Consider the following 17731-nt stretch of genomic DNA (forward strand, 5'->3'; position numbering starts at 1 on the left):
AGGAAAGCACTTTAGTATGGTTTGTATGTTTTCCCTTTTCATTTGACTTTTTCTGTCCATTTTCAGCTGACTCTTTTTGTCCTTTTTCAACTGACTCTTTTTGTCCTTTTTCAACTGACTCTGACATGGGGAGGGGATTTGCAAAGGCCGCCGTAAAACCGTCCGCAAGATGCAGGAGCTTTCCCGACAGGTCGGCACCGGCGGCCAGCCGGTACGCCTGCCCGCATTTTCCGAACAGGTACACAAAAATCAGATACGGGAGATTGAGGATCACCAGCTTTTTCACATCAGGCTTCATCGTTCCAGCCCCCTTTCCCTGATTTTCTCCTTGGCCCGCTGCTTGGTCTGCTCCGCTGTCTTTTGCTTCATGGCAGACAGCACCTTGCGGATGGAGGGCCGCTGCTCCTTGGAGAGTGTCTTTGCCGTAAACTCCCTGAACGCCTGTTCCAGATTGTCCGCATCCTTGGATTTGAAGATCACGACGTAGTGGGGCGGCTGGGTGGTCTTATCCTTTCGCAAGGCAAAATCCACGCCGTATTTCTTGGCACAGGGCTTGAATGCGCCAATGTTGGCCTCGGTGATCTCAATGTTGGAGAGGGCCGCCCCATGCTTTTTGAGCTGCTTTAGGCTCTGCTGGCCGTGGTGCAGCGTGGTCTTGCCTTTGGCCCGGTGCTGCAAATACTTTTTCAGCGCCGCTTGCAGCACCTGGGCCGTGAGCTTGCCCGTTTTCATGGACAGGGCAATGGTTTTCTGATCGACTTCTTCCTGCAATAAGCATCCCTCCTTGTCAAAAAGTCAAAAATGGCGTCTAAGGTGGAACCACCAGACGCCGCAGGTAACAACGGTTCAAAGCGCCTCCTTTTCCTCACAGGCTTTCATCCGGCGAACAGGAATAGTCCGGCAGGCCGGATTTTGGTTTGCCCCAATCCGGCTGCGCCATATCGTGCGCCACAAGGGACGTGTAGTAGTTACTAATGGTGCTGGGGGCATTGAACAGCATAGCCCGTAAATACTGCTTGATGTTGCGGACTTTCGTGGTGTTCTCCCGCAGGCAGTCAAAGACAAAGCGGATATGTTCACTGTTCAGCTTCATAAACTTGGACTTCACCAGCTCGGCGGGGTAATCATCCCCGGCAATACGGATGGTCTTGCGGGAGGTACAGACGGTTTCCAGCATCAGGTCAACGATCTCGTCAAGCTGCTCCCGGTCAATGGAACTGTCCTGAATGAGATAGTCATATTCGATATTCTCCAAAAGGATTTCCCGATAAATCTGTACTGCCGCATCCTTTCCTGTTCCTTTCCGTTCCGGCTGTGCAGCCGCCGCTTCGTCCTCCACAGGGGCAGGGGTCAGGGATGGGAAAGGAATGGAATCGGTACTTTGTCCATCTGTATTTATTTTTTCTTTTCTTGGTAAGTTAGTTCTTTGTATCTCTTTATTTAATTGCGTTGGATTTCCCGACGCCGGATTATCCGATGTCGGGTTATCCGATGTTGGATTTTCCAACACCGGGTTTTCCAATACCGGCTTAGCCAACACTGGCTGCTCGTAAATGGTATAGACCATATCGGCCATTTTGCCCTTTGCGTCACGGCCCTGCTCCCGCCTGATATATCCGGCCCGTTCCAGCTCCCACACCGCCGTCCTGATGGCGTCAATGCTTTCCCGGTTGATAAGGGACAGGCCCTTTAGGGTGTAGTCCCAATCCTCCGGCAAGGACAGCATTTGTGACAGCAGGCCCTTGGCTTTCAGGGACAGGGCTTTGTTCCGTAGGTGGTGGTTGGACATCACCGTATAGCCTTTGTTCTTCTCCACGCGGAATACTGCCATATCGTTGTCAGCTCCTTTCACTGTGAATTTGACCGCAGCAAAAGCGGTCAGCTTGCCCGGCTGATAGGGACACTCTGCATACACGCAGTATTGATATTTCCAATCCGGGCGATAGAAGCGGCAACTGCCGCAATCCTCCGGCGCGTTCGCCCCGCCGCCGTCGTAGTGATCGAAACCGGGCTTTTCCTGCATCAGCCGTTCAAAGGCCCGGTCTTGGCCGGAAGTAAAGTACATAGCGTCGCCTCCTTTCTGAATTTGGGCATGAAAAAAGCCGCAGACTTTTTTCAAAATCTGCGGCAAAGCCTATGAGAAAAGGACACCGTTCTCACGATGTCCTTTCCATTCTGAATATTCAATTTTTTGTGTTCCCACACTCCATATCAATGACTACCGAAACGGTGATATAGTCCTCAATACGCTTATTACGGAATTTATCGCCCTCTGCGTCAAACACCACATGACGGGAAAAGTGCCTGAATCTAAGGATTTCTACAAGGTTTCTCTTTGTAGCAACACTATTGTCTCCACATGATTTGATCTAGGGAACATATCAATTGGCTGAGAACCATATACCTCATATGGACCAAACTTCAATAAGTATTTTATATCTCTATTTTGGGTATGAGGGTTGCAAGAGATATAAACAATATTTTTAGCACCTAGCTTGATCAAGGATGATAAAAATCTCTCATCAGAGCCCGCTCTAGGTGGATCTAAAAATGCAATATCAAAGCTTTCCTTTCTCTTAGCTGCTTCCTTACAATAAACTGAAGCATCTGCAGTTACAAAAGAAATGTTTTCAATATTATTTAGCTTTGCATTTTCCTTTGCATCCTCAACAGCTTTACCATTTAGCTCTACACAAACAACCTCTTTAGCCTTTTTAGCGGCTACTAATCCAATAGTTCCAGTTCCTGAATAAGCATCTAAAACTCTTTCATTACCTGTTAGTCTTGCCATTTTAACTGCAATTTTATATAAAACCTCAGTTTGCTTAGAATTAATTTGGTAAAAGGATGCAGAAGATAATCTAATCTTTAAGCCACAAAGCTCATCATTAATATAACCATTTCCATATAATACTTTTATAGGAGCATCTTGATTAATAACCATAGAATCATCTCTATCATTTACTTGATAGGTTATAGTTTTTATCTCAGGATGCATCTGCTTAAGAGCGTTAACAAACTCCTTTGAGGAAGGAAATTCATCACGTCCAAAGACTAAAAATACTAATACTTCACCTGATATATGCCCACGTCTAAGTAGGATATAGCGAATATTTCCACTCTTTAAATCCTCATCATAAGGCTTTATTTTATATGTCTTTAAAAGTCTTCGAATAGAGCGAAGAATCTCTGAAGCACCCTCAAACTCTAATGCGCAATCCTTTACAGGAACTATACGATGGGAATTCTTCTGATAAAGCCCTGTACAAATATCACCTTTTCTATCATATCCAACTACTGCTTGTACCTTATCACGATAGCGAGTAGTCTCAGAACCTATTATTGAGGCTACTGGACCAAAGCCCTTTAAATTTCTACATACAACACGGGTCTTTTCAGCAAGCTCCTCCTCATAGGAGCCTACGAAATCACAACCACCACAATAAGGAGCAAGAGGACAAGTCTTATCTTTCATTTAAATAATCCTTTATAAGTGCATCACAATAAGAAAAATCAACAAAGGAACCACCAACATTAAGTCTTCTTAAGGTTTCTTCCTCATCTGCACTTCGCACAACCTTCTTTTCAAGAGAGCTCTTAACCATCTTTAAAATACTCTTCTTTAGAAAGTTGAGCTTAGAATAATCTAAGCCACCAGGCACATAATATATTTGCTCTGCGTCAATATGATTTTCCTTTGCTAATTGGTTAATTACCTCACTAGAAGGAGGAACTATTCCACAAGCAAGGACCCTAATTTTCCTTTGGTCGACTTCATTTCTTATATCTGTAAGCTCTGTGATATTACCACCAAATACAGAAGAACAGAATATGATATTATCATTTTTATTTAGCCCGCTACCCTTTTTGTACTCTATTGCTTGGAGCTTTAATTTATCTGCAATATAATCTGCATATTGCTTTGTGAATCCTGTTCTAGAAACATAAAGTAACTTAACATCCATTATAAAATTTCCTTTACCTCTACCATGGCATCCTTATCGAGAGGATAAAAAGGACGAGGAAGCTTTTTATACTCTAATCTTTCAAAAAGCTCATTTGAGCTTCCATCTGTTAAAGCTAAAATTGATTTATTAGCTATAGCCTTTAGCTCAGGCTCTAGATATCCTAGCTTAACTACTATAACTCTTCTGTCCTTAGCAACTACTCCTAAAGATTCCATCATTTCAACTTCATAACACCCCATATGTGCAGATGTTACGACTACATCAACTCCTTTTATTCTAATTAATGCTATACGCTTATTATTATATGAAGGGCAAAGAGCTATTACCTTACCTTCAAATTCAATTGGCTTACTCTTTATATTATCAAACTTTGCACCAAGATAGCCTTTAATGCTTGAATCCTTACCACTATTAAAAGCTAAATCTACAACCTCAGGATCATAAAATGCTTGATAAATTAAAGGTGGTTTTAGAGTAGTAAGATAATTATCAGCTAATATTCTTCTTAAAAAATTAGTTACATCACCACTTGAGCCCGCAGTTGGGTTATCTCCACTATCAGATATAATAATAGGAAAGGATTTTTGAGAAATATATTCCTTACATTTTGCTAATGCCTCAAGCTCCTCATAGGCTTCACAGCAAAATTTAAAATCATCCTTGTATTTACAAAATGTATTAGCTATATCAAGAGCAATAGAGGCTGCATGGCTCTTTGAAATAGCAGATACACATAGAGCTGTAACTCCATTTTCCTCAACATCTGCCCAAGGGAAGCCCATAAAAAGAGAAACAGACTCAGCTTCCTTTTCTCTTTCTCTAACCTTAGCCATAATACTCTTCATCGGTTCAGTAGAGGTTTCACTCTTTTCACCAGCGATTAGCATAGGAATGCGAAAAGCACTCATATATAGTCTTTTATTATTTATGAGCTTTATAAGTAGGTTTGCTGCAGCAATACCTGTTTCAATAGTATCTGTATGAGGTGCACACTTATAACCAACTACACCATCAATTAAAGCTAGTAGCTCCTCTGTTATTGTCGCATGCATATCTAAGGAAGCAGTAATTGGAGTGTGTGGACAAAGCAATCTAATTTGCTTTAAAAGATCACTTTCAGCCTTACCAATTTCTTTAACTCTCATCGAACCATGAAGAGCTAGGCAAATGCCATCGACAGGCAAAGTCTCTTTAAGAGAGGTAAGGAATTCCTCTCTTAAATTTAAGTATACATTTTTATCCCATTCACCATTAGGAACAGCTCTAGCATGTAGAGAGGAAACAACCTCGAAGCCCTTATCTCTTAAAGCTTTATTAATACCATAGAGGCTATCCTCTCTCATACACTCCTGTAGCTGCTCCCCTCTACGAACTAATATATCCTCAATTGTGGTAACAATTGGATTAAAGGTATCTGACTCATGGTGAAAGCCACCTGTAAATATCTTCATCAAAGAGTACCCATTACATCAGATACTCTACTTGAGGAGGTATGAGTAATAGTAAACTCACTTTGTCTCAACAAGCCACCCATATATATGTGTCCTGGATGGAACTTCATCTTACTTGTCGTCTCATATGGAAGATAAATATGATATTCCTTTGCCTTAATTTTAGCTCTTAATTTTGGAAAGTTTCTCTCTGTAATACCACACCCTGGCATTACGATTATTCTATCTCCAGCAATTTGTACAAGCTCCTCAAGTAAATCATCACCCTCAGGAACTGTAGCCTCTTGGCCACTTGTAAGAACTCTATCAACACCAAGCTCTATCAACTCTTCAAGGCTCTTATATGGGTCACGAGTCATATCAAAGGCTCTGTGGAAGGTAACAGCTAATGGACGAGCTAGCTCAATTATCTCCTTAGAGCGCTTTACATCAATATCTCCCTCTGGAGTTAATATTCCAAAGACAATTCCATTTATTCCTGTTTCTTTAAAGGCTTTTATATCCTCCTTCATTACTTCAAACTCTTCATCTGAGTAACAAAAGTCACCACCACGAGGTCTTATCATGGCATTTATCTTAATATTACTTTTCTTTAATGCAGTTTTTACAGTTCCAATTGTAGGAGTTAACCCTCCTTCAAATAAATCACTACAAAGCTCTACTCTATCAGCACCACCCTTCTCAGCTGCAATAACAGACTCAACTGACTCAAGACATATCTCTATAATAGGTCTATCAACCATAATTCCCCCAACTATTTATTATTTTTATGATACCTTAATGCACAAATATCATCACCCTTAGCAATACACTTTGGAAGATCAAGGACTGCACCATACTCCTCACCTATTCCATGATCCCCACACATTGCAATATCACAAAGTCTTGCAATTTCCTCATCTGAGCAGCCCTGCTTCTGCCAAGCCTTTACAAGAGGACAGTAGTGGAAATCGATATTCAACTCATCATCTGTACTCTTTTTAATATCCATCTCAAAGACCATTTGAGCAGGCTTTGAGAAAAGAGTTTTTTTAAGTCCCTTCAAAGAATCTGTCTTACCCTTCTTAACGAGGTTCTTACCCTGATAAAGCCCGCAACGTTTAACAGCTGCTGGAGCAAAGTCCTCCCACTTTAAGCCCTTCTTACCAGCCTCATCACAAAGTAAATAGAGCCAAAGTGCTCTATGCTCTAATAATTCTCTAATTGCAACAATTAATGGATTCTTACTTTTCGCTTCATTTTTAATCATGTATGCTAGTATACCTTGTTTTTAGCGACAAAGTTAAAAAAATACTATAAACTTGATATATCTTGAATTAAGGGAAGGTAAATTATATGGCAAGAACAACAGGCGTTGTATCTAGGGGTATTAGATGCCCAATAATCAAGCAGGGTGATGACCTAATTACTATTGTAAAGGATAGTGTTCTAGAAGCAGTAAAGGAAGAAAACATTAAGGTTAGAGACAGAGATATCGTAGGTGTTACAGAGGCAGTTGTTGCAAGAACACAAGGAAATTATTGCTCCTGTGATGATATTGCAAAGGATGTAAAGGCAAAATTTGGTGATAGTACTATCGGACTAATTTTCCCAATCCTTTCAAGAAATAGATTCTCTCTTATCCTAAAGGGTATCGCTAGAGGCGCAAAAAAGATTGTGTTGATGCTCAGCTATCCATCAGATGAGGTTGGTAACCACCTAGTTTCACTTGATCAGGTAGATGAGGAAGGCATTAACCCATACAGTGATGTACTAACAGAAGAGGAATATAGAAAGCACTTCGGATATCAAAAGCATGAGTTTACAGGTGTTGACTATGTCGAATTCTATAAAGAGCTCATTACAAATGAAGATTGTGAAGCAGAAATTATCTTTGCTAACAATGCACTCAGAATTCTAGATAAAACAGATGCAGTAATTTGTGCTGATATCCACACAAGAGCAAGAAGTAAAAGATTATTAAAGAAAGCTGGGGCAAGAATAGTTCTTGGGCTTGATGAATTAATGAATAAGAGTGTTGATGGCTCAGGGTATAACGCTGAATTTGGTCTCCTTGGTTCAAATAAAGCAACAGAAAATACTCTAAAGCTATTTCCAAGAGATGCACAAGTATTTGCTGAAGGCCTTTCAAAGGCATTATCAGAGGCAACAGGTAAAAACGTTGAAGCTCTTGTTTATGGTGATGGTGCATTTAAGGATCCTCAAGGAAAGATTTGGGAGCTTGCAGACCCTGTTGTTTCTCCAGGCTTTACAGCAGGCTTATTAGGACTTCCTAATGAAGTAAAGCTTAAGTACCTTGCAGATAATGACTTTGCTCAGCTTAAGGGTGAAGAATTAAAGGCTGCAATGAAGGACTTCATCGCACACAAAAACTCAGACCTTAAGGGTCAAATGGTAAGCCAAGGAACAACTCCTAGAAAGATTACTGATTTAATTGGTTCTCTTTGTGACCTTACTAGTGGTAGTGGTGATAAAGGAACTCCAGTTATCTTTATTCAAGGATACTTCGACACCTATGCAGATGAATAATTAATTCATTCTAAGTTATTCCCTAGGATTTCCTAGGGATTTTTTTGTCTTCAGCTATTATTGATTTACAGTTTCTTACATAAGTGTGTAAAGAGTTGCATTCAAAACAAATACTGCCGCTATAATATAAAGAACTGGATCAATTAGGTGTGCTCTTTTTCGTAATACCATTACAACTACATAAGAAACTACTCCCAACATAACCCCAGTTGTGATGGAAGATTTGACGTACTCCCACGGGCAAGCCCATGGGAATCTGGTCATGGTAACGACGATTGCGTCCCGAAGGATGTCTTACACCGTCTCTGGCCCACGAGACCCGTCCGGCCTCGCCTTATGATCTAGGCGTCCTTCGCCTGTTCCATTCGATTCATGATACGCTTCGCTTTCTTTGTGTACTTTGCCAAAACCCTTTTCCTCCTTAAGAAAAAGTCTAGGATTTTGTCCGCAGTCCCAAATACTTCATTGATTGTTTCGTTAACATTGAAAATCGTCATCTTGCCCTGTTTATTCTAACCTTTTCAGCAGCTAAAAGAACACGTAGACCAGTAGAGGAGAGATACTCTAGATCTTTAAAATCTAGATTAAGCACTGTAATTCCATTCAAGGATGATTTGAATTCTGCCTATAGCTTTGGAGAAGTTGTTGTATCCAATCTTCCAGATAGCATTACGTTCAGTGTACTTCCATTTAAAGTCTTTTGAATTGTCATAATAAATATCTCCTTATTAGATTAGTTTTATTAAGCAACTTAGCTTCAAAATAGAGTGTATTACTCTTATCTCTCTACCTATCAAGCAAGCTTTCACTTTTTGTTCCATCACCTAAAATTCAAAGCATGGCACCCATGTGAATCAATTAACACATGCCTCTTTCTCTGCTTTTTGAAAATTCATTGGCACTCTCTATTTTCATATGCTTAGTACCATGTGGCGTAAAAAAAATATGTATTGCTTTCGTAATACCCATTTTATATTCTCCTGTATTATTAATCTTCGAATTCAAGTCCTTATCAGATTATTCCATGATCTCTTGCTAGATTCTTGATGCTCCTGTCATAGGTTGCTTCCGCTTCTTTAGAAAAAGAAGCACCCTGGAACACCCTCATTGTTATCACGATGATGTGCAACACAGGCGCAGCATTTTCCATGTCGTGGACAGTCATAGGTACATGGACAGGATCTTTTGTTATCACAAGTACTCATTAATTATTCCTCCAACCATAATGTTAGAAAATATAAAGTCGAATGATTATATCAACTATCTCTTAAAAAAAAAGTCATACATTGCTGATTTGGTATCTTTTTTTGCAGAATTGGTATGAACATAGTGATTATTGCCTTATTTTAAAAGTAGATTATTACTAATTAAAGCTGATTCTCTTAATCTGAACATTTGTATTATCTAGCAATTGATATTGTAAATAATTAATACTTTTGAACTACTGCAATTAAAAAAAAGAGCAACCGTTTCATCAGCCAGTGCTGTGAGAACGATTGCATATTGTTCGATGGTCTGGAGACCAGCTCCCATTGGATACATTTGCTATCTCAATGGTCCAGTTACATCTATTTAGCAGGGGTAGGACTCGAACCTACGACCCCTGGGTTATGAGCCCGATGAGCTGCCAACTGCTCTACCCTGCGATGAATTCTTATTAAAGTTAATCAAAAAGGTAGTTATTGTCAACACTAAAACTATGAAATTTTTATAATATTTTTTATCCTCTTACTATATAAATAATTATATTCCTTGAAGAAGTGCATTTCTTACAGCCGCTCTAATTACCTTTGATGATAATGTTGCGCCAGAGACAATATCAACCTCACTTGTATTATTTTTTATCATCTCAGGAATCATTTCTTCAGCTTTTTCGCCCTTACCATTTTCATGTCTTAAAAGAGCTATATCAACAATCCTTTTATCTTTTACAGTGACATTAACCTCAACACTTACTAATGGAGCTACTTCCTTACCAAAGTAAACACCATCCTTAACATCGTTAATATCGATTATAGGTCTGCTATCAATACTCTTTACAGCATTATTCGCTATTACTTGGCAAGAGATAACCATAAAAAAAATAAAGATAATAAGTGCAATTAATAGCTTTTTCATATTCTATTATCCTTAATGTATTTCAAGATATCATTGAGGTTAGAGCTATCTACTCTATCACCACCCTCGTTTAGTAGCTTTAGCATATCTCTATCATCCTCATTTAGTGTTCCCTTATCTGTTATTTGTTTAGTTAATACATTCTTCATTAGCTTCATAATAAGCTTATCAATTCCTTTAAGCTCAGAAAGATAGAATGCACCCTGTAAAGTAAATAAAGGGATAGTAGAAGCTATTTCATTTGCTTTTCTTATTCTTTCAATTCCCTCACCTGTTTTACTCATTCCTACTGCACAAATTATTTTTAAAGCAAAGTTACTTTTCAGCCTTTTTTAAGTCCATAATACTATCGGCTCTGACATATCCTAAATAAATAACGTTACTACCTTGCTTTAAGCTTGCTACTGCGTCCTTTAGCTTATAAGCCCTTAAGCTCAATTTTTCTGCAAGAAGCTTTGCATACCTCTTGGTGCTTCCATGCTTTGATACATATACTATAGCGTCCATAATCACTCCTTGGCTAATAACTATTAGCCATAGTAAGCTAATGCTTATTAGCTGTCAATATAATAGGAAAAATGTATTAAAAAAGAGATATAACTATCTTTTTGAGTCTTTGCTAAACGTATATTATTTATTCATGCAAACCATTAATAATTACTTATCAAATAGAAAATATCCTGGAAGAACAGTAATTGCTGGAAACACAAAGGATGGAAAGCTTTTTATGGCTTACCTACTCCAGGGGAGAAGTGAAAATAGTAGGAATAGAGTTTTAGTTAAAAAAGATAATGCTATCGAAACAGCTCCTAAGGATGAAAGTAAGGTTCAAAACAGAGATCTAATAATTTATAAGGCTCTACTTGAGGATGATGAATATATATACCTAACTAACGGAGACCATGGGGAAAGTATTATGAAAGCAGGTGATATCGAAAAAGGTCTTTTAGAGAGAACCTTTGAAGAGGATCCTCCTATAAATACTCCAAGGCTTGGTGTCATATATAAAAAAAGAGAAAAAGTATTTAACTTCTTTATCATCAAAAAGGATGAAGATAAAACATTACGTATCATTTGGAGCTACCCAGCGGTAGCAGAGGTAGCACATATTATCCACACCTATGAAGAGGATTTATCATCCTTTAAGGATAATCCTGTAATGGTTAAGCTTGAGGATACTAATGAGATTCTAGGTGCATTTGACAATGATAATACAGTTGCTTGCATGATAAAATTAGATGATGATGTAAAAATCTTTAACAGGGGTGAGTAAATGGAAGAGATATTATTAAAATATGGAATTAACCCTAACCAAAAGGTAGCATCGATATCTGCTCAGGATAAGCTTCCTGTAAAGGTACTCAATGGAAGAGCTGGATACATTAATTTCCTCGATGCACTCAATGGTTATCAATTAGTAAAAGAATTAAAGCAGGCAACAGGGTATCCTGCAGCAACCTCATTTAAGCATGTTTCTCCTGCAGGAGCAGCTATAGCTATTCCTTTGAGTGAGAAGGAAAGGAAAATGTACTTTGTAAGTGAAAAAACAAAGCTTTCCCCTTTAGCAACAGCATATGTTAGAGCAAGAGGTGCAGATAGAATGAGCTCCTTTGGGGATTTTATCTCGCTCTCAGATGTTTGTGATGTTTCAACTGCAAAGATAATATCAAGAGAGGTATCTGATGGAATTATTGCTCCAGGCTATGAGAGCGAAGCTCTTGAAATATTAAAAGCTAAAAAGAAGGGTGCATATACAGTTATAGAAATTGATAGCCAATATGAACCATGTGTACAGGATGAAAGAACTATATATGGAGTTACCTTTAAGCAAGATAGAAACAACTACATCCCTACCTTTGAGGAGCTTGATAATATAAAGAGTAAAAATAAGAATTTGCCAGAAGGTGCAAAGCTAGATTTAATTGTTGCTCTAGTTGCTTTAAAGTATACTCAATCAAACTCTGTTATCTATGCTTATCATGGACAAACAATCGGTGTTGGTGCAGGTCAGCAATCTAGACTTCACTGTACTAGACTTGCAGGTGATAAGGCAGATAGATGGAATTTAAGACAAAGCGATAGAGTTTTAAATCTCCCATTTAAGAGTGAACTCACTAGAAATGAAAAGGATAATGTAATTGAACAATATCTTTCTGATAATCCTGAAATAGATATGTGTGAAAGCTGGCAGGAGCACTTCACAAAAGAGGTTAAGCCTTTTACAAGAGAAGAAAAGAAGGAGTATCTAAAGAGTATTAGTGGTATTTCTCTTGCATCAGATGCATTCTTCCCATTTAAGGATAATATCCTTCGTGCAGCCTTCTCAGGTGTTGATTACATCGTAGAGCCAGGCGGCTCCTTAAGAGATGATGAGGTTATTTCCTGTGTAGATGAATTAAATAAGGTTTTAGTCTTTAATAAAACTAGACTTTTCCACCACTAAATCTTATTAACGCATCTTGAACTGAACCATGGATTATCGTATGAAGCTTACTAACTATCATATGATAATCCTCTTCCATATTATTATCTAACCACTTACAAAGAGTTCCAACACATCCAAAGGTATAGAAATTAATTAGAAAATTCTTTTCATCCTCTTTAACACATATATTAGAAAACTCTGAATCAACAATTCTTGAAATAATAGAATAAATTATGTTTTGAAAGAAATTTATTAAATTATCTCTAAAAATAGAGTGGTACATTTTAATTACTAATAATCTGTTTTCAACAGCATAGCAGCACGCTCTCTCTAGCCCTATTTCCCAATTGTTAAGCTTATCGTAGGAGTTAAAGAGCTTCTTTCCCTCACTTTCAAGTATCCATTCTGTCATGCTATATACATCTCGAAAGTGGTAGTAGAAGGTATGACGTGATACTCCAGCTAGAGAAGATATATCTTGAACATTAATCTTTGAAATACTTTTATCTTGGATAAGTGCTTTAAATGCATTAGCTATAGCCAGCTTTGTATCATCGACCATATTCTCCTCCGCTTAATTAAATATTAACATATTTTTTCTCCTAATCTACTACATATAATCAACATAAAAAGCTAACAAATTCTACAACTTTATTTTTTATGATTTATAACATCCACACGAATACTTCCTTTATAATATTTATGTGGCTTTCCCCTCATTTTTATCCGCTGCCTTTATTCTGAGGCAGCATTTTTTTACCCCTTTGATTCGCTTTTTACCCAAGTTTTTCTACTTTTGAGCCAAAATGATTCAAAAAATGTATCAAAATAACTCCACTGTATCATTTTGACTCAAAATGGGTGTTATAAAATAACTTAAAAAGCTTATCAAAATTATTAAATCCTTATATTTAAATAACTTATAAAAGTTGGCATCAATGTTGCAATATATTTGGCATAACAAAAAGAAAATATAAGGAGGCCACAAAATGGCAGATAGAAAATATAATAACAACTCTTACAACGATATCTTTAACACACTCTTTAGTGTATCAAAGTTCCCACCAGTAGATATCTATGAAAATGATAAAGGTTATGTAATCACAGCAGAGCTTGCTGGATATGATGAAGATAAGATTAACATCTTTGCTGAAAAGCATGTTCTACACATAGCATCTGATGAGCATGAGAATGCAAAAGAGCATAGTGATAGAAAGTACTTAATTAAGGAGCGCTCAGTAAAGTCCTTTGAAAGAAGCTTTACACTTCCTGAGGATGCAAATGAAGAAAACATTACTGCATCCTATAAGATGGGTATCTTAAGTGTCTTTATTCCAAAGATGCCAAAGGTAGAGCCTAAGAAGATTGAAGTAAAGATTAACTAAGGAGGAGAAAACGATGAGATATTATTACGACCCAATCGATACAATATTTAATGACTTATTTGACACTTGGACAGGTAGTGGCAGAAAGTATCCTAGTGTAGATGTATATGAGACTAAGGATGCATATATTATAGAAGCTGAAGTAGCTGGCTATGATAATGATAAGATAAATCTAAGTGTAGATAAGCACATCCTCACAATTAGTAGTGAAGAGGTTAAGAAGGAGCTTAAAGAAGGAACTAGCAAGATAGCAGAAGAGATAAAGCTTCCTGCTTTTGAAAGAAGCTTCTCACTTCCTGATGGCACAGATGAAGAAAAGATTAGTGCCGACTATAAGAATGGTATTCTTCTAATTACTCTTCCTAAGCTTGAAAAGGCTATAGCTAAGAGAATAGAAGTAAAGATAAATAAATAAATTGGATAACGCTTCACACATCCAAGGGACAGATCTTAAGGTCTGTCCTTTTTTGTTTTCTTGAGATATATTTATTTAGAGGTTTACTATGGATGCAAATTTAAAAAAGATAGTTGATATTCGTATAAAAACAGTAATTAGAGCTCTAGAAGCAAATAATTATGTAGCTCGCTTTGTTGAGTCTAAGGAAGATGCACTCAAGCTAGTTGATCAGATAATTCCAGAGGGAGTATTAACTGCAACAGGAGGCTCTGCAACACTTAATGAGTGTGGAATAATTGACCTTCTAAAGAAGAAAACTAATTATGCAGATAGAAATGCTCAAACAACACCAGAAGGAAGAAGAGAGGCTGAGCTTGCAGCCTATAGAGCAAACTTCTATTTAGCTAGTGCAAATGCAGTTACTGAGCATGGTGAGATTTATCAGGTTGACGGAAACTCAAATAGAATTTCAGCACTTGCTTATGGCCCTGAAAGGGTAATCCTTGTTGTTGGTAAAAATAAAATCGTTAAGGATTTAAGAAGTGCTGTTGAAAGAGTAAAGCGATATGCAGCACCTGCTAATGCAACTAGATTTGGTAAAGGATGTTTTTGTGAAAAGGCAGGACACTGCATTCAAAAGGATTTCGATGAGAACCATTTAATGTGTGCAGCTCACTGTGGTGAAGACACTATTTGTCGTAACACCTTAATTATGTCTAAGCAAAAGAGCAATGAGAGAATTACTGTAATCATAGTTGGAGAGGATCTTGGCTATTAAAATCGATTGGTCAATCTATCCAGATAGAGAAAGAAAAGCAAAATTTACTCAAAAGCTTACTCCAGAGTCTCCCTATAAAAGCGCTGGAGTAAGTGTTATTGAGGTTAAGAAATTAGCAAAAACAATTAATGATGATGACATCGAATTAAATTACCTAGAGGATGTATTACTTAAGGGTATAATTATTGCATCAAGAAAAGAAAGCTTTGCTGAAAAGAGAAAAAAGCTTGAAGCCTTTTACCCTCTTTTTATCTCATGGATGGCTACAGACTCTGTTGCTCCAACACTATATATCCCCCAAAAAGATAAAAAGGAAGCATATAGATACTTTATCAAGCTGACAGAGGATAAGGACCCTATGACATCACGCTTTGCATTTGTTGTTTTAATGGGTCATTTTTTAACCGAAGAGTCAATTGATGAAATAATGAATAAGGCTATAGCAATTAAAACAGATAGTTATCTACTTAAAATGGGTATAGCATGGCTTACCTCTAGCTGTTACATTCATTATCCTGAAAAAACTAGTAAATATTTCTCTTTACTTGATAAAGAAATATCAAAGATGGCAAAACAAAAATGTAGAGACTCAAGACGAGTTAGTCCAGAGGCTAAGAAAAGCCTAAATAATCTGTAAAATAGTAGTTGAAATTAAAATATGCTTTGTGCTATTGATAGTGTCCATGAAGATTCTCATACAAATAGCAATTGTTTTTTCACTCTGTCTAGCAGGTGAAGCTATTTCAACCCTGATTCCATTTCCGGTCCCAGCCTCGATTATAGCATTAATCCTACTTCTAATTTTACTCTTAACTGGAGTTATAAAGGTTGACCATATTAAGGAAAAAAGTGATTTTCTTCTTTCTAATATGGCTTTTTTCTTTGTACCAGCGGGAGTAAAGGTTATCGAACACTTTGATACAGTAAAAAGTGTATGGCTTGCTATCGTTGTAATTGGAATAGTAACTACAGTTATTGTTTTCCTAGCTACAGCCCTAACAGTTAAGCTTATTTTAAAAGTAACAGGAGGTAAAAAATGAAGGAAGTAGTCTTTTCATCTCCTTTCTTTGGTATTTCAATTTCAATATTCGCATTTGCAATTGGAACAGTTATAAATAAGAAGACTAAGATAGCTCTATTAAATCCGCTACTAATTAGCTACGTAATTATTATAGCCTTCATGGTTATCTTTGATATCCCACTTGAGTGGTACAATAATGGTGGAGATTTTATAAATTTATTCTTAACTCCAGCAACTGCTGTATTGGCTCTAACTATTTATAGACAAAGGGATTTAATAAAAAAGAACTTTATTACTATTACAATAGCAACATTTGTAGGCTCTCTTACATCTATAATATCTGTTGTAGCACTTTGTAAGCTCTTTGCACTCTCAGATACTTTAACCTACTCTCTAATTCCAAAGAGCATAACAACGCCTATGGCTATTGCTGTTAGCTCATCTTTAGGAGGGATACAATCTATAACTGTATTAACAGTAATAATTACTGGAATTTCAGGTAATATTTTAGCGCCTCTTTTGATAAAGCTATTTAAGGTAGATGACCCGTTAGTACAGGGAGTAGCTCTTGGAACTAGCTCTCACGCTATTGGAACTAGTAAGGCTGTAGAGCTTGGTGAAATTCAAGGTGCAGTATCATCTGTATCTCTAACCTTTACTGGGATAATTACTGTTGTTTTATCTCTTTTCGTCACCTACTTTATTTAATGGTACAAAGCCATTTCCAAGAACCTGGTATGCATCGTTGATAAACATAAAGGCCGTTGGATCTTCCTCGTGAACGATTTTTTCAAGAGTAATAAGCTGATTATTGTGTACTACAACCATCAACATATTTCTTTCCTTCGATGTATAAATTCCAGTACCTCTAAACAGAGTTCCACCGTGGTGGAGCTCTGTAATAACTCTTCTAGAAATATCAGGACATCGTTCATTTGAAAATATAAAGGCAGTCTTTGCAAGACTAGTTCCTACCTTTACAACCATTAGGTTTATCATCGTACCTGAGATATACATTGCAATAAATGCCATCAAGGTATTTCTAAGTCCGAAGAAAATAGTACCAGTTAATACTACTGAGATATTCATCAAAAATTCGATACTACCAACTGCAAATGGTGTATGCTTAGCCACTATCTGAGCTAGGATATCTGTACCACCACAGTTTGAGCCCGCTCTCATTACAATACCTATTCCACCACCAACTAAAACACCATATGCTACAGCTGATAGCAATACATTTACTGAATCTGAATAGTCTAGAAAGCCTTGATAATGAGTTAATCCTCCAATAAAGGATACCCATAGAGAAAGGAGTGTTGAGCCTACAAATACTCTTAAGCCATAGACAGAGCCAAAGACCTTCATACCAATAAAAAATAGAGGTATGTTAATACACATCATTACGATACCGGGATCTAAACCAAGGCTATAGTACAAAATTGTACCTATACCAGTAACTCCACCGCCTGTTAGCTTTGCAGGGTTAGAAAAAAGTGCTATGCCACATGCTGCGACAAAAGTTCCAAACACAATTCTGAGATAATCATATAAGACTCTCAAATGGTTTCTATTACTCATAACGAGATAAATTATGAGCATGTAAAAGTAATTTTGCAACTACTATTTTTGACCTCTAATAGTTGAAATATCAATACG

The 17731-nt window shown here is 37.4% G+C and carries 24 protein-coding genes and 1 tRNA gene; 9 read left to right on the forward strand and 16 right to left on the reverse strand.

Going from position 1 to position 17731, the window contains the following annotated elements:
- The 8 genes from FYJ80_RS11795 to FYJ80_RS09625 all read right to left on the reverse strand — a co-directional run.
- Nucleotides 1-298 (reverse strand): hypothetical protein (locus FYJ80_RS11795; protein WP_206361059.1); only part of this gene is annotated, 298 nt, incomplete at its 3' end.
- A complete protein-coding gene (locus FYJ80_RS09590; RefSeq protein ID WP_116443965.1) occupies nt 295-771 on the reverse strand; it encodes a PcfB family protein in 477 nt (158 codons plus the stop codon). The genes FYJ80_RS09590 and FYJ80_RS11795, both read right to left, overlap by 4 nt.
- Nucleotides 772-865: 94 nt before the next feature.
- Nucleotides 866-2065: a DUF6017 domain-containing protein gene (locus tag FYJ80_RS12400; RefSeq protein ID WP_456236612.1), complete on the reverse strand. Its 1200-nt coding sequence runs from the start codon at nt 2063-2065 to the stop codon at nt 866-868.
- Between the two features lie 255 nt (nt 2066-2320).
- Nucleotides 2321-3475: a 23S rRNA (uracil(1939)-C(5))-methyltransferase RlmD gene (rlmD, locus tag FYJ80_RS09605; RefSeq protein WP_154426354.1), complete on the reverse strand. Its 1155-nt coding sequence runs from the start codon at nt 3473-3475 to the stop codon at nt 2321-2323.
- Complete coding sequence (locus FYJ80_RS09610) at nt 3465-3965, reverse strand: flavodoxin domain-containing protein (RefSeq protein WP_154426356.1); 501 nt, start codon at nt 3963-3965, stop codon at nt 3465-3467. Before FYJ80_RS09610 ends, rlmD begins: the two co-directional genes overlap by 11 nt.
- Nucleotides 3965-5419, reverse strand: a complete 1455-nt coding sequence (locus FYJ80_RS09615; RefSeq protein WP_154426358.1) for a M81 family metallopeptidase — start codon at nt 5417-5419, stop codon at nt 3965-3967. The genes FYJ80_RS09610 and FYJ80_RS09615 overlap by 1 nt, the downstream gene beginning before the upstream one ends.
- Nucleotides 5419-6162, reverse strand: a complete 744-nt coding sequence (locus FYJ80_RS09620; protein WP_154426360.1) for a copper homeostasis protein CutC — start codon at nt 6160-6162, stop codon at nt 5419-5421. Before FYJ80_RS09620 ends, FYJ80_RS09615 begins: the two co-directional genes overlap by 1 nt.
- A gap of 11 nt (nt 6163-6173) precedes the next feature.
- A complete protein-coding gene (locus FYJ80_RS09625) occupies nt 6174-6668 on the reverse strand; it encodes an L-2-amino-thiazoline-4-carboxylic acid hydrolase (protein WP_154426362.1) in 495 nt (164 codons plus the stop codon).
- Between the two features lie 86 nt (nt 6669-6754).
- Here FYJ80_RS09625 and FYJ80_RS09630 point away from each other — a divergent pair, with 86 nt between their 5' ends.
- Nucleotides 6755-7948, forward strand: a complete 1194-nt coding sequence (locus tag FYJ80_RS09630; protein WP_154426364.1) for a coenzyme F420-0:L-glutamate ligase — start codon at nt 6755-6757, stop codon at nt 7946-7948.
- A 75-nt stretch (nt 7949-8023) separates the two neighbouring features.
- On the opposite strand, the gene FYJ80_RS09635 is transcribed toward FYJ80_RS09630, so the two are convergent.
- From FYJ80_RS09635 to FYJ80_RS09660, 6 genes are all read right to left on the reverse strand, one after another.
- Nucleotides 8024-8212, reverse strand: coding sequence for a hypothetical protein (locus FYJ80_RS09635; RefSeq protein ID WP_154426366.1), 189 nt, complete (start codon nt 8210-8212; stop codon nt 8024-8026).
- A gap of 812 nt (nt 8213-9024) precedes the next feature.
- Nucleotides 9025-9153, reverse strand: coding sequence for a hypothetical protein (locus FYJ80_RS12110; protein WP_268878569.1), 129 nt, complete (start codon nt 9151-9153; stop codon nt 9025-9027).
- Nucleotides 9154-9521: 368 nt separating this feature from the next.
- Nucleotides 9522-9594: transfer RNA gene (locus tag FYJ80_RS09645), tRNA-Met, on the reverse strand.
- Nucleotides 9595-9691: 97 nt separating this feature from the next.
- Complete coding sequence (locus FYJ80_RS09650; RefSeq protein ID WP_154426368.1) at nt 9692-10066, reverse strand: FMN-binding protein; 375 nt, start codon at nt 10064-10066, stop codon at nt 9692-9694.
- Complete coding sequence (locus tag FYJ80_RS09655) at nt 10063-10350, reverse strand: hypothetical protein (RefSeq protein WP_154426370.1); 288 nt, start codon at nt 10348-10350, stop codon at nt 10063-10065. The genes FYJ80_RS09650 and FYJ80_RS09655 overlap by 4 nt, the downstream gene beginning before the upstream one ends.
- A 31-nt stretch (nt 10351-10381) precedes the next feature.
- Entirely contained in the window at nt 10382-10573 is a 192-nt protein-coding gene (locus FYJ80_RS09660; protein WP_154426372.1) for a flavodoxin domain-containing protein, read from the reverse strand.
- A 133-nt stretch (nt 10574-10706) separates the two neighbouring features.
- Here FYJ80_RS09660 and FYJ80_RS09665 point away from each other — a divergent pair, with 133 nt between their 5' ends.
- Nucleotides 10707-11339: an IMP cyclohydrolase gene (locus FYJ80_RS09665; protein WP_206361060.1), complete on the forward strand. Its 633-nt coding sequence runs from the start codon at nt 10707-10709 to the stop codon at nt 11337-11339.
- Nucleotides 11340-12509 carry a phosphoribosylaminoimidazolecarboxamide formyltransferase gene (locus tag FYJ80_RS09670; RefSeq protein ID WP_154426376.1) on the forward strand — a complete coding sequence of 390 codons (1170 nt, stop codon included), beginning with the start codon at nt 11340-11342 and terminating at the stop codon, nt 12507-12509. It begins immediately after the preceding gene.
- Here the strand turns inward: FYJ80_RS09670 and FYJ80_RS09675 are convergent.
- Nucleotides 12490-13053 (reverse strand): TetR/AcrR family transcriptional regulator, encoded by a 564-nt coding sequence (locus tag FYJ80_RS09675; protein ID WP_154426378.1) that lies wholly within the window; start codon nt 13051-13053, stop codon nt 12490-12492. The two genes, FYJ80_RS09670 and FYJ80_RS09675, sit on opposite strands and share 20 nt — an antisense overlap.
- A 427-nt stretch (nt 13054-13480) precedes the next feature.
- Between FYJ80_RS09675 and FYJ80_RS09680 the strand changes: the two genes are divergently transcribed.
- From FYJ80_RS09680 to FYJ80_RS09705, 6 genes are all read left to right on the forward strand, one after another.
- Nucleotides 13481-13876 carry an Hsp20/alpha crystallin family protein gene (locus FYJ80_RS09680; protein ID WP_154426380.1) on the forward strand — a complete coding sequence of 132 codons (396 nt, stop codon included), beginning with the start codon at nt 13481-13483 and terminating at the stop codon, nt 13874-13876.
- A gap of 13 nt (nt 13877-13889) precedes the next feature.
- The gene (locus FYJ80_RS09685) at nt 13890-14291 is read left to right on the forward strand and encodes an Hsp20/alpha crystallin family protein (protein WP_154424446.1); all 402 of its coding nucleotides are present in this window, start codon (nt 13890-13892) and stop codon (nt 14289-14291) included.
- An 88-nt stretch (nt 14292-14379) separates the two neighbouring features.
- Nucleotides 14380-15051 (forward strand): lactate utilization protein, encoded by a 672-nt coding sequence (locus FYJ80_RS09690; RefSeq protein ID WP_154426382.1) that lies wholly within the window; start codon nt 14380-14382, stop codon nt 15049-15051.
- Nucleotides 15041-15688 carry a DNA alkylation repair protein gene (locus FYJ80_RS09695; protein WP_206361061.1) on the forward strand — a complete coding sequence of 216 codons (648 nt, stop codon included), beginning with the start codon at nt 15041-15043 and terminating at the stop codon, nt 15686-15688. The genes FYJ80_RS09690 and FYJ80_RS09695 overlap by 11 nt, the downstream gene beginning before the upstream one ends.
- 46 nt (nt 15689-15734) lie before the next feature.
- A complete protein-coding gene (locus FYJ80_RS09700) occupies nt 15735-16091 on the forward strand; it encodes a CidA/LrgA family protein (RefSeq protein ID WP_154426386.1) in 357 nt (118 codons plus the stop codon).
- Nucleotides 16088-16780, forward strand: coding sequence for an LrgB family protein (locus tag FYJ80_RS09705; RefSeq protein ID WP_154426387.1), 693 nt, complete (start codon nt 16088-16090; stop codon nt 16778-16780). Before FYJ80_RS09700 ends, FYJ80_RS09705 begins: the two co-directional genes overlap by 4 nt.
- On the opposite strand, the gene FYJ80_RS09710 is transcribed toward FYJ80_RS09705, so the two are convergent.
- The gene (locus FYJ80_RS09710) at nt 16751-17674 is read right to left on the reverse strand and encodes a YitT family protein (RefSeq protein ID WP_328596775.1); all 924 of its coding nucleotides are present in this window, start codon (nt 17672-17674) and stop codon (nt 16751-16753) included. The two genes, FYJ80_RS09705 and FYJ80_RS09710, sit on opposite strands and share 30 nt — an antisense overlap.
- Nucleotides 17675-17731: the final 57 nt, after the last annotated feature.

This window comes from Bullifex porci, from assembly GCF_009695635.1.
GTDB classification, from domain to species: Bacteria; Spirochaetota; Spirochaetia; order Sphaerochaetales; family Sphaerochaetaceae; genus Bullifex; species Bullifex porci.